The following is a 13,756-nucleotide window of genomic DNA, read 5'->3' on the forward strand; positions in this document are numbered from 1 at the left end:
ACGATTCGGGCCGATCGGACCGATCATGGTGGCATGGAGTCCTTCGACGAACCGGAGTACGACGACAAGCCCCGCCGCGGTGACAACCCCGCTCTCGACGCGGTGACGATCGGCCCGCCCCGGGACGCCGTGGAACGGCCCGACGCCTCGATCGGCGACGACTACCTGCCGTCCGTCGCCGGCGGCACCTCCCACAAATCCCCGTTCCCGCCCATCGACGACTACGCGTTCCTGTCCGACTGCGAGACCAACTGCCTGATCGCCCGCAACGGCGCGGTGGAGTGGATGTGCGTGCCGCGCCCGGACTCCCCCAGCATCTTCGGGGCCGTGCTGGACCGCAGCGCCGGGCACTTCCGGCTCGGGCCGTACGGGCGCAGCGTGCCCGCCGCGCGGCGCTATCTGCCCGGCGGGCTCATCGTGGAGACCACGTGGCAGACCGAGACCGGCTGGATCATCGTGCGCGACGCACTGGTGCTGGGCCCCTGGCACGACAACGAGGAACGCAGCCGCACCCACCGCCGCACCCCCATGGACTGGTCCGCCGAGCACATGCTGCTGCGCACCGTGAAATGCGTGAACGGCGTGGTCGAGCTGGAGGTGAGCTGTGAACCCGCCTTCGACTACCACCGTGCGCCCGCGCGCTGGGAGTACAGCGGCGACGTGTACGAACAGGCAACGGCCACCTGCAACGTCGAGGGCGTGGCCAACCTGACCCTGACCACCGATCTGCGCCTGGGCCTCGAGGGCCGCGAGGCGCGCGTGCGCACCCGGATGAAGGAGGGCGACGAAGCCTTCGTGGCGCTGTCCTGGTCGGACGAGCTGCCGCCGCCGCGCACCTTCGCCGACGCGGCGCAGAAGATGTGGACCACCATCGAATCGTGGCGGCAGTGGATCACCCTGGGCCGCTTCCCGGATCATCCCTGGCGCGGCTATCTGCAGCGCAGCGCGCTCACCCTCAAGGGCCTGACCTACGCCCCGACCGGGGCGCTGCTGGCCGCTGCTACCACCTCGCTGCCGGAAACACCGGGCGGGGAACGCAATTGGGACTACCGCTACACCTGGGTACGCGATTCCACCTTCGCGCTGTGGGGCCTGTACACCCTCGGACTGGATCGCGACGCCGACGATTTCTTCGCCTTCCTGCACGATGTGACCACCGACGGAAACGGGCAGACCCTGCCGCTGCAGGTGCTCTACGGCATCGGCGGGGAACGCGAGATCACCGAGACCGAGCTGCCGCACCTGTCCGGCTACGACGGCGCGCAGCCGGTGCGCATCGGCAACGGCGCGTACAACCAGGACCAGCACGACATCTGGGGCACGATCCTGGATTCGGTGTACCTGCACGTGAAGTCGCGCCAGCAGGTGCCGGAAACGTTGTGGCCCATGCTCGAACGACAGGTGCGGGCGGCGATCGACAACTGGACCGAGCCCGATCGCGGCATCTGGGAGGTGCGCGGCGAACCGCAGCACTTCACCTCCTCGAAGGTCATGTGCTGGGTGGCGCTGGACCGCGGCGCGAAACTGGCCGAGTGGCACGGGGAGTACGACTACGCCAAGAAGTGGCACGACATCGCGGATCAGATCCACCAGGACATCCTCGATCACGGCGTCAACGCCGACGGGGTCTTCACCCAGTCCTACGGCAGCGACACCCTGGACGCCTCACTGCTGCTGGTGCCGCTGCTGCGCTTCCTCCCGCCGACCGACCACCGGGTGCGCGCCACCGTGCTGGCCATCGCCGACGAGCTGACCGAGAACGGGCTGGTGCTGCGCTATCGCACCGACACCACCGACGACGGCCTCATGGGCGAGGAGGGCTCGTTCACGATCTGCTCATTCTGGCTGGTCTCGGCGCTGGTCGAGATCGGTGAACTGGATCGCGCCCGCGCGCTCTGCGAACGCCTGCTCGGTTACGCCAGCCCGCTCAAGCTCTACGCCGAGGAGATCGACACCCGCACCGGCAGGCACCTGGGCAACTTCCCGCAGGCCTTCACCCACCTGGCCCAGATCAACGCCGTCATGCACGTCATCAGGGCCGAGGAGTCGCACACCGCGGGCCAGTTCCACCCGGCTCACCCGAGCCGCTGAGCCCGGGCGGGTGAGCCCCGCCCGGGCCGTACGGCCCGGGCGCAGAACACCGATGACCGGGTCGGGCGCGACCTTTAGCGGACCCACACCCGCCCGAACCGGGCCTGCTGAACACGGGGCGAGTCCGGTGGCCCCGCCTCTTCGAGCGGTTGCGCCGACCATCGGCAATGGGCCGACCCCGGTTCGAAACGACGGAACCGGCCGCATCGCAGCCGGTTCCGTGGTCTGTCGAGCCCTCGATCAATAGGGGCGCGCGTCGCCCTGGGTGTCGGCGCGTTCGCGGAGGTCGCGCAGGCGGACCAGGGAGGTCTCGATCTCGGTGAGGCGCTGTTCGCGACGCTGGCCCGAGTGCACGGCCGCGGCCTCCTCGGCCGCGCGCAGCGAGGCGTCCACCGAGCGCAGCGTCTCGTTGGCGATCTCGGTGAAATGGTCACGGAGACTGCGCTGTACGCCGCGCAGGCGGTAGCGCGACTCCTTGCTCACCTGGAAGATGACATCGTCCATGAGCCGGGCGACGGCCACCTTCGCCTCGGCCTGACGGCGCTGGCGACGGGCTTTGCGGTCGTCCCACAGCGCGTTGACGCCCAGCAGTACGCCCGCACCCGCGGAGTACCAGTTGACCAGGGACATGCCCAGCAGGCTGGTGGCCAGGCCGACCATGAGGATGCCGCCGTAGGAACCGCGCAGCGCGCTCAAAGCCTGCTGCGTGACACTGGGTTTGGCGCTGTCCAGGGTATCGATCGGCGCCACCGGCTCCAGCACCGCGCCGACCTCACCCGGATTGTCCAGGCGCAGTTCGGGTGTCGGGATGCCCCGGTCCGGGAACTTCGCGGCCACCTGTTCGGCCAGTTCGACCGAGCGGTAGTGCGCGATGACGAAGTTCTCCTCCACCGCCTCGCAGATCTTGGCGTCCAGCTCGGCCCCGAACTCGGGCCAGCGCCGCGCCGGATCGCGCTGCATGATGTCGGCCTCGGCGTCGCGGATCAGGCTGCGCAGGCGATGCCGCAGATCGTGTTCGGTATCGGCCATCAGCTCGCCCGCGCCGTCGGCCAGGGTCACCTGCCAGTTGGCCGAGCGCTGGCGCAGCTGCTCGGCTTCTTCGCGGGTGCGGCGCAGCTGTTCGGTGATGACGCTGTACCGGCGCGGATCGCGCAGCGTCTCGGCTTCGGTGCGCAGCGACAGCGCCAGGTGATCGGTGATGAGCCCGATGTCGCGCACGGCCGCCTCCGCGGCGACCACGTCGGCGCGCCCGAGCACGTAGTCGCGCAGATGATCGAGCAGTTGCGGCACACCGGATTCCAGATCCAGCTGCTGATCGCCGGAGGTCAAGGCCTGCTGGTGCAGGCGCGCGGAGGCGGGCGCCACCGCGAAGGCCAGTTCGGCGGCGTCGAGCAGGCGGCGGTCGTGCTGCTGCACCTGGGGCCACTGCGGATACTGGTCGATCTTGTTCAGTACGCAGATCACCGTCGGGCACACCTGCTGAATGCGCTTGAGCTGGTTGATCTGATCCGCGGTGAAGGGCTTCACCGCGTCGGCGACGTAGAGCACCGCGTCGGCGACCGCCAGCAGCGACCAGGTGGCCGGGGTCTCGGCGGGCGAGCCCGGGGCGTCCAGCACCACGAACCCCTCGGCCAGCAGCGGGCTGGGCGCGGTGTACTCGGCGCGAATCACGCCCTCGGACAGTGCGTTCAGCGCGTATTCGGCATCCACGACCTGTCGTTCGGCCCGGCCGCCCGCGGCCACGCGTACCAGCGTCGCGGTGGCCTGTTCGCCGTACTCGGCGACCACAGGCACGCTCAGCTGTCCCTCGGTGGCGCTCACCGGCGTGCCGACCAGGCTGTTGACCAGCGTGCTCATCCCGCTCTTGGACTCACCGACCACGACCAGGCGCACCCGCGGATCGGCGAGCCGGGCCCGGGCGACACCGAGCCGCCCGGCCAGGTCGGCCCGTCCCGCGGTGTGCACCGGCTCGAGCAATTCGTCGAGCAGGCCCAGCAGCGGGCCCATCGCCTCGGGGTTCTTCACAGCGATTCTGTTGTGTTCGGCGCCGCTCACAGCAGCGCGTGGTCGTATACGCCGTGTACCTCGTAGTGCGTCTCGGCGAAGGTCTCGGGCATGAGGTGGGTCGACAGCCCGCCGTCGTGCAGCAGGTAGGGCGAGTGCAGTCCGGCATCCGCCGCGACCGGCAGCAGCCCGTGGCTCGAATCCTGCACCTCGGCAACCGGTTTGGCAGGCTTGGGCAGATCCGGCACCGGCTTGGGCTGGGTGGTCATCGGGTTGACCGTCGGCACCGTCGGGGCGGGCTGATCCAGCGAGACGCTCGGCTGATGGGTCGGCACGTCCACGGTGGGCGCGACGGTCGGGACCGTCACATCCGGATCGGTCACCACCGGCGGCTTGGTCGGATTGCTGACCGAGGGCTGATGGGACGGCCCGGTGTCCACGTCGTGCGGCCGGGTGGTCGGCGGGGTGCTGTCGTCGCTGGGCACGCTCGGGCGGGTGGTACCCCCGTCGTTGTCCGAGGGATCGGGCTTGGTGGTCACCTCCGGCGCGGTGGTCGGCGGAACCAGGGTGACGGCGGGCAGTTTCGTGGTGGCCGGATCGGTCACCACCGGCGGCTTGGTCACCGAAGGCAGTGACGGCGCGGTGGTGAGGACCGGGTCCTTGGTCGGCACGCTGACCGAGGGGACGGTGGAACCGGGAATGTCGGTGACCGGCAACGGTTTCGCGACCACCGTGCCCGAATCGTCGTGCGTCCCCGGCTTGGTCGTGGTCAGCGCGGGCGGGCGGCCGTGATCGAACAGGGTCGGCGCGATCGCGGCGGGCGCGGTCAGCGGCGACTGGCCGGGCATGCTCAGCAGATTCGCGATGGGCTGGGTCGCCGCGTCCGGCTGAATGGTGGTCTGCAACGGGGTGGTCACCACGGGCTGGGCCACGGCGACCGGCGCGACCGCGACCGGGGCGACCACGGCGGGCACCACGGGAGCGACGGGCGCGATCTGGGCGGCGGGGGCCACCGGCGCGACCGGGGCGACGGGCGCGACCGGGGCGGGCGCGAGCGCGGGGGCCGGGGCGCCGGCGCTCGGCAGGGTGAAACCACCGGCGGGCGCGGCGGCGGCCGGCGCACTCGCGGGCGAGACACCGGGAGCGGGAGCCGCACCGGGAGCGCTCGGTGCTCCCGGTGCGCCGATGGCGCCGTCCGCCGGGTGCTGGCCCACAGTGGCGGCGGGCTGCTGCCCGTCCGCCGGGCGCGCACCCGCGGCCAGGGGCTGAGCGGGCTGTTCGAGTCCGGGCGCGGCCGGGCCGCCGGGAATGTGCGAAATCCCCTGTCCGAGATCCTGTCCGAACTGATCGAGCTGATCGCCGACGTTGCCGAACCCGATGTCGACCTTCAGGTCCGACTGGAAGCGGATCCCGTCGAGTCCGATGTGGGCGTCCACGCTCCAATCGGTGCGGAGGTAGAGCCCGAGCTGATCGAAGTTGACTCCCTCGGGGAGCGAAGGACTTCCGAGGTCGCCCAGCTCCGGCGGGCGGTAGCCGCTGCCGAGACCGGGCATGTGCACGCCGCCGTCCGGACCGGGCAGATTCAACCCGGGCAGCGAGAAGCTCGCGCCCGGTTCCATTCCCGGCAGGGTGAAGCCGTGCTCGGCGCCCGGCAGGGCGAAGTCCGCGTCGCCCGCTCCGGGCAGCGCCGGGTCGGCGTCGGAGTCCACGCCGGGCAGGGTGAAGCCGCCGCCCTGATTCGCGTTCGAGACGGGCAGGGTGAACCCGGCGTCGGAGTCGGGCAGGCCGAGGCCGCCGAAACCGGCCATGCTCGCGCTGCTCGACGAGGATTCGCCGAAGTGCGAGGGGAAGAGCCCGGCGTCGGTGCCGTGGTGCTGGGTCTCGGCCACCGGCGACACGCCGCCGTAGCCGGCCTGGGGCATGCCCGAGGGGGTCAGATCGGGGAAGGTCAGGGTCGGGCTCGGCACGTCGGGTTGCGGATCGTTCACCTGCGACCAGCCGACGTTGCGGCTGTCGTGGTTGATCGGGCTCTGTTCGCCGCGGCTGCCCGCCGCGGCCACGAGCGCACCGCCGGTGACATACGCGCCTGCCCTCGTCACGCGCGCGACCCCGGTGGCAATGCGATACGCGGTGTCGCCCGAGTACTCGTCGCCGGCCCCGGTTTCGTCGTCGAAGGGCAGCTCACGCGTCATACAGGCTCCGCTCTCGATGATCCGGCGGCCCACCGCGGCGGGCCGTCGTCCTCAAACTCGTTTCACACCCTATTTCCGGATAACCGGTCTGTCACATCCTCCTGGTAGGAGACGTAGTGCCCAGTGGTGCGAGACATAGCTTGTCATCCTGCATATCAGGACGGAAGACCCTGTTTTCACCTGACTAGCGAACCGGCCGCTTCCCTGCTCAGCTGCTCAGCTCACCCACGTACCAATCGGCTTGTTTTCTAACTTTTTCCTATCGATCCGGCTACCCGCGGCGGGAAAAACTGAGCATCGGCCCTGGATACGCGAAGTGCCCCGCCGTCCGAGGACGACGGGGCACGCGGGGGTGCGCCAAGCACCCTTACTTCTTGGGCTTGTCCGAATCAGTGGACAGCGCCGCCACGAAAGCCTCCTGCGGCACCTCGACCCGGCCGATGGTCTTCATCCGCTTCTTGCCCTCCTTCTGCTTCTCGAGCAGCTTGCGCTTACGGCTGATGTCACCGCCGTAGCACTTGGCGAGCACGTCCTTGCGGATGGCGCGAATGTTCTCGCGCGCGATCACCTTCGAGCCGATGGCCGCCTGGATCGGCACCTCGAACTGCTGGCGCGGGATCAGCTCGCGCAGCTTGGTGGTCATCTTGTGCCCGTACGCCTGCGCGGCGTCCTTGTGGACGATGGCCGAGAACGCGTCGACGGCCTCGCCCTGCAGCAGGATGTCCACCTTCACCAGCGCGGCCTGCTGTTCGCCCGCCTCCTCGTAGTCGAGCGAGGCGTAGCCGCGGGTGCGGGACTTCAGCGAGTCGAAGAAGTCGAAAATGATCTCCGCCATGGGCAGCGTGTACCGCATCTCCACGCGGGTCTCGGACAGGTAGTCCATGCCGAGCAGTTCACCGCGCCGGGACTGGCACAGCTCCATGATGGTGCCGACGAATTCGCTCGGCGCGATCACGGTGCACTTGGTGACGGGCTCGTAGATCTCCTTCACCTTGCCCTCGGGCCAGTACGACGGATTGGTGACGACGTGTTCGGTGCCGTCCTCCATGATCACGCGGTAGATGACGTTGGGCGCGGTCGAGATCAGGTCGAGGCCGAATTCGCGTTCCAGGCGCTCGCGGGTGATCTCCATGTGCAGCAGGCCCAGGAAGCCCAAGCGGAAGCCGAAGCCGAGGGCAACCGAGGTTTCCGGCACGTAGGTGAGCGCGGCGTCGTTGAGCTGGAGCTTGTCCAGGGCGTCGCGCAGGTTCGGGTAGTCCGAGCCGTCGACCGGGTACAGACCGGAATAGACCATGGGCCGCGGATCCTGGTATCCCGCAAGCGCTTCGGTCGCGCCGTCGCGCGCGTTGGTGACGGTGTCACCGACCTTGGACTGGCGCACGTCCTTCACACCGGTGATGAGGTAACCCACTTCGCCGACGCCGAGGCCGCGGGTGGGCTTGGGCTCGGGCGAGACGATGCCGATCTCCAGCAGTTCGTGCTGTGCGCCGGTGGACATCATCTTGATCTTGGAGCGCGGGGTGAGCTTGCCGTCCACCACACGCACGTAGGTGACCACGCCGCGGTAGGTGTCGTACACCGAGTCGAAGATCATGGCGCGCGGCGGGGCATCCGCGTCGCCGACCGGTACCGGCACCTCGGCGACCACCTTGTTCAGCAGCTCGGCCACGCCGACGCCGGTCTTACCGGATACGCGCAGCACATCCTCGGGCTCACAACCCACGATGTGCGCGATCTCGGCGGCGTAGCGGTCGGGGTCGGCGGCCGGGAGGTCGATCTTGTTCAGCACCGGGATGACCGTGAGGTCCTTGTCCATGGCCAGATACAGATTGGCCAGGGTCTGCGCCTCGATGCCCTGTGCGGCGTCGACCAGCAGGATCGCGCCCTCGCAGGCTTCCAGCGCCCGCGAGACCTCGTAGGTGAAGTCGACGTGCCCGGGCGTATCGATCATGTGCAGGACGTAGTCCTCACCGTCGACCTGCCACGGCAGCCGCACGTTCTGGGCCTTGATGGTGATACCGCGCTCGCGCTCGATATCCATCCGGTCCAGGTACTGCGCGCGCATGGCCCGCTCCTCGACCACACCGGTGAGTTGCAGCATGCGATCGGCCAGCGTCGACTTCCCGTGGTCGATGTGGGCGATGATGCAGAAGTTCCTGATCCGGCTGGGATCGGTGAACGTCGTGTCGGCGAAGCTGCTAATCGGAGTCACTCCTCGGCATGGCGAAACAGCGGCATGTCAACCCGGAAGTCTACGGTGCGCCGGGAACGCGGTTGACCAGCGGAGCACCCCCGCACCGAACTGCGGCTCGGCACAGGCAAATCGGAGCAGATGAGAACCCGGCCCCGCGCGGCTAGGCTGCCCGACATGGCCGGCAGGTGGAACGCTCTGGGGAAGCAATTGGGGATCGTAGCCAAGGAGCAGGGATCCCAGCTCGTCAAGCAGCAGGCGCCCAAGTTGATCGGGCGGGTACAGAAGTCCTCGGTGTGGGACCGGGCGGTGCGGGCGGTCGCGCCCAAACCGGCGCCGCCCCGGGTGCGGCCGACGTCGTCGGCGGGCGTGCCGTCCACCGAGCGGGCGCGGCTCATCGTCTACAGCCCGCAGCTGGACGGGCGCGCGGATCCCGGTGAGATCGTGTGGACCTGGGTGCCCTACGAGGAGGACCCGAACAACGGCAAGGACCGCCCGGTGCTGGTGGTGGGCAGGGAGCGGGACCTGCTGCTCGGGCTGATGCTCTCCTCGAACGAGGACCACGAACACCATTCGAACTGGGTGGGCATCGGCTCGGGTCCGTGGGACAACCAGGGCCGCGACAGCTGGGTGCGCCTGGACCGGGTATTGGACGTGCCCGAGACCGGGATTCGCCGCGAGGGCGCGATCGTCCCGCGCAAGACCTTCGACCGGGTGGCGCACCGCCTCTGCGCGGAGTACCACTGGCACTAGGAACCCGAACGCACCCGGGCCCCGTTCCGAATCGGAACGGGGCCCGGGCTTTTCACGCGGCTATCTCAACTCAGCGGATTGCGCGAGCGCCCGAACATGAGGCTGTAGACCAGCGCGCCGAGCACGCCGCCGACCAACGGGAACAGCAGGAACACCCACAACTGCCCGGCCGCGCCGTCCTGATAGAAGGCCACCGCCAGGCTGCGCGCGGGGTTGACCGAGGTGTAGTCCACGGGAATCGAGATGAGGTGGATGACCGCCAGCGTGATGCCGATGGACAGACCGGCCAGCGGCACGTCCGAGAGCTGATCGGTGGAGGCCAGCACCACGAACACCAGCAGCGCGGTCAGCACCACCTCGACGGTGATCGCCGCGGCCAGGCCGTAGCCGTTGGTGGTCACCCCGCCCAGCTCGACCGCGGACGGTGAGTGCGCGCCCCAGCCGTTGGCCGCGAGCCCGTTCTGCGCCCGGTCGTAGGAGGGCAGGTTCTTCGCGATGGCGTAGACGACCGTGCCGCCCGCCAGACCGCCGAGGAGCTGGGCCACCCAGTACGCGCCCAGGGTGACGACGTTGATCCGGCCCAGCAGGAACTGGCCGACGGTGACGGCCGGATTCACATGGCAGCCGGAGATCGGGCCGATCGCGTACACCAGGAACACCAGGGTGAAACCGAACGCCAGTGCCACACCGAGCGCACCGACCCGTTCACCGGCCAGGACCGCGGTGCCGACGCCGCCGAGCACGAGCACGAAGGTGCCCAGGGCCTCGGCGAACAGCTTCCGGCCCAATGCGATCGGTTGCAGTTCCGCCAGTTCTTCGGCGAATTCCTGCGCTGTAGGGGACATGAGCCACCTTCCCGGATCGTCCCGCGGTGTGCGGAGAGCATCTGAGTCCTGCCGTGTCGCGCATCAGGCGAGCCGAGTGATCTCCACAACCACGTCGAGATCGGTCGAGCCGCTGCCGCTGAAGATACCTTTCAAAGGGGGCACATCGGCGTAATCGCGACCGACGCCAACTGAAACGTGTTGCTCCGTGATGGGGATGTTGTTGGTCGGGTCGTAACCCCACCATTGCCCGGTCCAGGCTTCGACCCAGGCGTGCATCTGGCCGGCAACCGTATGCCCCACCTCGCCGCCCGGGTCCGGGTGCAGGTAACCGGAGACGTAGCGGCTGGGAATTCCCATGCTGCGCAACAGCAATAGCGTCAGATGCGCGTAATCCTGGCAAACGCCCTGCCGTTCGGCGAACGCCTGCACCGCGGAGGTGTGGACCGAGGTGGTTCCGGCCAGATAGGTCATTTCCCGGTGCACCCATTCCGCACCGCGCACAACGGCTTTGGCCGGCGGCACGCCCTTGGCGAGCTGGCGGGCCACCGGGGCCAGGCGGCGTTCGCGCGGGACGTAGTCGGTGGGGGTGAGCAGTTCGTCGAATCGATCCGCGACCGAATCGGCGCGCAGTTCCTCCCAGGACAGCTCCTCGGCGGGTCCGGCGAACGGCTCGGTCTCCACCACCGAGGCGCCGGTGACCTCCAGTTCGGTGTGCGGTGCGTTCAGGTCGAAGGCGGTTACGGTGGTCCCCCAGTAGTCGGTGTAGCGATAGGACCTGGTCGAGGGCACCGTGTCGACCCGGTTGAGGATGACGTTCTGGCGACTGTCCGCGCGCGGGCTCAGCCGCGCCTCGTTGAACGACCGGGTGACCGGTGCGTCGTACACGTATCCGGTGGTGTGCACCACCCGCATGCGCCAGCTCATACCGATTCTCCGACCCGGAAGCCGTTGAGCCCGTGCAGCCCCGTCCAGGCCACCCAGGATTCGGCGTGGAAGTACTGCAGCGCCACCGCCTCGCCTATCTCGTGACAGGTCGCCTGCAACCAGAGCAGCCGGCTCGGCAGGTCCTCGAGCAGTTCGGCCGCGGGCAGGAACTCGAGTTCGCTGCGGGCGCGCCCGAGCAGCCGGTGCGCTTCCTGACGCGCGGCGAAACGACTGTTGGGGCGTTGATCCAGTTCCTGCAGGCAACTTTCGGCCATGCGCAGCGAATGGAAGACCGAGCGCGGGAAAAGCCGGTCCAGCAGGATGAATTCGGCGATCTGATTCGCGTCCAGCACCCCGCGATGCGTGCGCAGATAGGGGTCGTGCGCCCCGGCCGAGCGCAGCACCGTCACCCACGCGGGCGAGGAGGTGCGGTCCCCCGCCCGCGAAAGCAGCAGGCGCACGGTCATATCGACGCGCTCGATGGATCGGCCCAGCAGCAGGAACCGGTAGCCGTCGTCCCGGCTGAGCGTGGAATCGGAGAGTCCGGCGAACATGGCCGCGCGGTCGGTGATGTAGTGACAGAACTCGTGCGGGCCCAGGGCGCGGGCCGCGCGTTCGGCCGCGGCCAGCCCGTTGTAGGTGGCGTTGAGACACTCCCACATTTCCGTCGAGGTGACTTCCCGTGCACCCCGGGCATTTTCCCGCGCCCGGTGCACCGAATCCACAATGGATCCGCCGTGTTCACGGCCGAAGGCCACCAGCTCGGTGACCGACCACACGTCGAGTTCGGATTCGGGTGGTTCGATGCCCAGTACCCGTAACAGCACCCTGGAGGTTCGATCCGGGTCCACCGTCGCGTCCTCGAGCAATTGATGCACCGCGACATCCAGAATGCGCGCCGTGTACTCGGCGCGTTCGACGTATCGGCCGATCCAGAAAAGGGATTCGGCATTGCGCGCCAACATGTTTACCGCCTAACGGGTCCTACTGCTTACCTCCGCCACGCTGCGGTTCGAACGTCTACTGCGATTGTTGTTGCTGACTGGCCCGATGGGGCGTGGGTTCACGGGATTGGTCCCGGTCCTGCGGAATATGTTGTTCGCCGACCAATTGCGTGCCGGCCAATTCTCGCTGTGCCACAGAGGTTCTGGGGGCCAGCACCCAGGTGTCCTTACTGCCGCCGCCCTGGCTGGAATTGACGACCAGCGACCCGTCCGGCAGCGCCACCCGCGTCAATCCGCCGGGCAGCACCCAGATGTCGTCGCCGTCGTTGACCGCGAAGGGCCGCAGGTCCACGTGCCGCGGCAGCAGCCCGCCGCCGATCTTGCTCGGCACGGTGGACAGTTGGACCACCGGCTGGGCGATCCACCCGCGCGGATCGGCCCGCACCTTGCGGCGGATCGCCTCGAGTTCCTTCGGGGCGGCGTCGGGCCCGATGACGATCCCGTACCCGCCCGAGCCCTCGACCGGTTTGACCACCAGTTCGGCCACCCGGTCCAGCACCTCGTCGCGTTCGTCGGGTTCCCAGCAGCGGTAGGAGTCCACGTTGGGCAGGATCGGCTTCTCGCCGAGGTAGTACTCGATGAACGCGGGCACGTAGGTGTACACGAGTTTGTCGTCGCCCACGCCGTTGCCGACCGCGTTGGCCAGCACCACCGATCCCGCACGCGCGGCATTGAGCACCCCGGCCACCCCCAGCATGGAGTCGGGGCGGAACTGCATCGGATCCAGGAAGGTGTCGTCGATGCGGCGGTAGATGACGTCGACCTGGCGCTCGCCGGCGGTGGTGCGCATGTAGACGACGCTGTCGCGGCAGAACAGGTCCCGGCCCTCGACCAGTTCCACGCCCATCTGCCGGGCCAGCAGCGAATGCTCGAAATAGGCGGAGTTGTAGACCCCGGGGGTGAGCACCACCACGGTCGGGTCGGTCTCGTTGGGCGCGGCCGCCGCGCACAGCGCGCGCAGCAGGTGACTGGGGTAGTCGCCGACCGCGTGCACCCGATGCGAGGCGAACAGGTCCGGGAACACCCGGGCCATGGTGCGGCGGTTCTCCATGACGTAGGAGACACCGGACGGGGAGCGCAGATTGTCTTCCAGGACCCGGAAGTCACCGTGCTCGTCGCGAATCAGGTCGATGCCCGCGACGTGGATGCGAACCCCGTTGGGCGGCACCAGCCCGGCGGCCTCGCGATGGAAGTGCGCGCAGGAGGTGACGAGTCGGCGCGGGATCACCTCGTCGCGCAGGATCGTCTGTTCGCCGTAGACGTCGGCGAGGAAAGCCTCGAGCGCCCGCACGCGCTGTTTGATGCCGCGTTCGAGTTTGGTCCACTCCGCGGCGGCTATTACCCGGGGCACCAGGTCCAGCGGAAAAGGCCGTTCCTGGCCCGAGAGCGAGAAGGTGATGCCCTGATCCACGAAGGCGCGCGCCAGCGCCTCGGCCCGGGCCTCCAGGTCCGCCGCGTCGGCGGTGGCCAGGGCCGCGAAGATACCCCGGTAGGGGGCGCGCGGGTGGCCGGAGGGGTCGAACATCTCGTCATACGCGTCGGCATAGCGGCCGGGTCGGTAGCCCGCGAAGACCCCGTCCACGGCACTGCCGATCTCGGCACGGCCGTTCGATGATGGAGCGGCCGCGGCCGATCGTGCTCCGGCTACGGGGGTCATGCAAAAATAGTCCATCACGCAGGGGCAACACGCAGTTGGACGCGGATAAATTTCTCGTATCGTCCATGTAGCGAACAGGGCCGATTTCATACACCGGCGTGTTGCCTGGTAAT

The 13,756-nt window shown here is 68.7% G+C and carries 9 protein-coding genes; 2 read left to right on the forward strand and 7 right to left on the reverse strand.

The annotated features are described in order from the left end of the window. Positions 1-33: 33 nt before the first annotated feature. Positions 34-2,091 carry a glycoside hydrolase family 15 protein gene (locus ACFVBH_RS10665; RefSeq protein ID WP_354985043.1) on the forward strand — a complete coding sequence of 686 codons (2,058 nt, stop codon included), beginning with the start codon at positions 34-36 and terminating at the stop codon, positions 2,089-2,091. Between the two features lie 240 nt (positions 2,092-2,331). Here the strand turns inward: ACFVBH_RS10665 and ACFVBH_RS10670 are convergent, their stop codons facing one another. The 3 genes from ACFVBH_RS10670 to lepA form a co-directional block, all read right to left on the reverse strand. Then, positions 2,332-4,116 carry a hypothetical protein gene (locus ACFVBH_RS10670; RefSeq protein ID WP_379001174.1) on the reverse strand — a complete coding sequence of 595 codons (1,785 nt, stop codon included), beginning with the start codon at positions 4,114-4,116 and terminating at the stop codon, positions 2,332-2,334. 26 nt (positions 4,117-4,142) lie between these two features. After that, positions 4,143-6,287: a hypothetical protein gene (locus ACFVBH_RS10675; RefSeq protein WP_379001175.1), complete on the reverse strand. Its 2,145-nt coding sequence runs from the start codon at positions 6,285-6,287 to the stop codon at positions 4,143-4,145. A gap of 367 nt (positions 6,288-6,654) precedes the next feature. Then, positions 6,655-8,499, reverse strand: a complete 1,845-nt coding sequence (gene lepA / locus ACFVBH_RS10680) for a translation elongation factor 4 (RefSeq protein ID WP_354991374.1) — start codon at positions 8,497-8,499, stop codon at positions 6,655-6,657. A gap of 156 nt (positions 8,500-8,655) precedes the next feature. Between lepA and ACFVBH_RS10685 the strand changes: the two genes are divergently transcribed. Further along, positions 8,656-9,231, forward strand: coding sequence for a type II toxin-antitoxin system PemK/MazF family toxin (locus tag ACFVBH_RS10685; protein WP_354991373.1), 576 nt, complete (start codon positions 8,656-8,658; stop codon positions 9,229-9,231). A gap of 65 nt (positions 9,232-9,296) precedes the next feature. On the opposite strand, the gene ACFVBH_RS10690 is transcribed toward ACFVBH_RS10685, so the two are convergent. The 4 genes from ACFVBH_RS10690 to ACFVBH_RS10705 form a co-directional block, all read right to left on the reverse strand. After that, positions 9,297-10,076, reverse strand: coding sequence for an aquaporin (locus ACFVBH_RS10690; protein ID WP_379001176.1), 780 nt, complete (start codon positions 10,074-10,076; stop codon positions 9,297-9,299). 63 nt (positions 10,077-10,139) lie between these two features. Then, complete coding sequence (locus tag ACFVBH_RS10695; RefSeq protein ID WP_354991371.1) at positions 10,140-10,982, reverse strand: transglutaminase family protein; 843 nt, start codon at positions 10,980-10,982, stop codon at positions 10,140-10,142. Further along, the gene (locus ACFVBH_RS10700) at positions 10,979-11,947 is read right to left on the reverse strand and encodes an alpha-E domain-containing protein (protein WP_354991370.1); all 969 of its coding nucleotides are present in this window, start codon (positions 11,945-11,947) and stop codon (positions 10,979-10,981) included. The genes ACFVBH_RS10695 and ACFVBH_RS10700 overlap by 4 nt, the downstream gene beginning before the upstream one ends. A gap of 55 nt (positions 11,948-12,002) precedes the next feature. After that, positions 12,003-13,643, reverse strand: coding sequence for a circularly permuted type 2 ATP-grasp protein (locus ACFVBH_RS10705; protein WP_379001177.1), 1,641 nt, complete (start codon positions 13,641-13,643; stop codon positions 12,003-12,005). Positions 13,644-13,756: the final 113 nt, after the last annotated feature.

This window comes from Nocardia sp. NPDC057668, from assembly GCF_042799795.1.
Lineage (GTDB): Bacteria > Actinomycetota > Actinomycetes > Mycobacteriales > Mycobacteriaceae > Nocardia.

What these genes read in the sequence shown, in the direction of transcription:
- ACFVBH_RS10665 (WP_354985043.1), top strand. Translation starts at nt 34, where the DNA reads ATGGAGTCCTTCGACGAACCGGAGTACGACGACAAGCCCCGCCGCGGT.
- ACFVBH_RS10675 (WP_379001175.1), bottom strand. Translation starts at nt 6,287, where the DNA reads ATGACGCGTGAGCTGCCCTTCGACGACGAAACCGGGGCCGGCGACGAG.
- ACFVBH_RS10685 (WP_354991373.1), top strand. Translation starts at nt 8,656, where the DNA reads ATGGCCGGCAGGTGGAACGCTCTGGGGAAGCAATTGGGGATCGTAGCC.
- ACFVBH_RS10690 (WP_379001176.1), bottom strand. Translation starts at nt 10,076, where the DNA reads ATGTCCCCTACAGCGCAGGAATTCGCCGAAGAACTGGCGGAACTGCAA.
- ACFVBH_RS10695 (WP_354991371.1), bottom strand. Translation starts at nt 10,982, where the DNA reads ATGAGCTGGCGCATGCGGGTGGTGCACACCACCGGATACGTGTACGAC.
- ACFVBH_RS10700 (WP_354991370.1), bottom strand. Translation starts at nt 11,947, where the DNA reads ATGTTGGCGCGCAATGCCGAATCCCTTTTCTGGATCGGCCGATACGTC.
- ACFVBH_RS10705 (WP_379001177.1), bottom strand. Translation starts at nt 13,643, where the DNA reads ATGACCCCCGTAGCCGGAGCACGATCGGCCGCGGCCGCTCCATCATCG.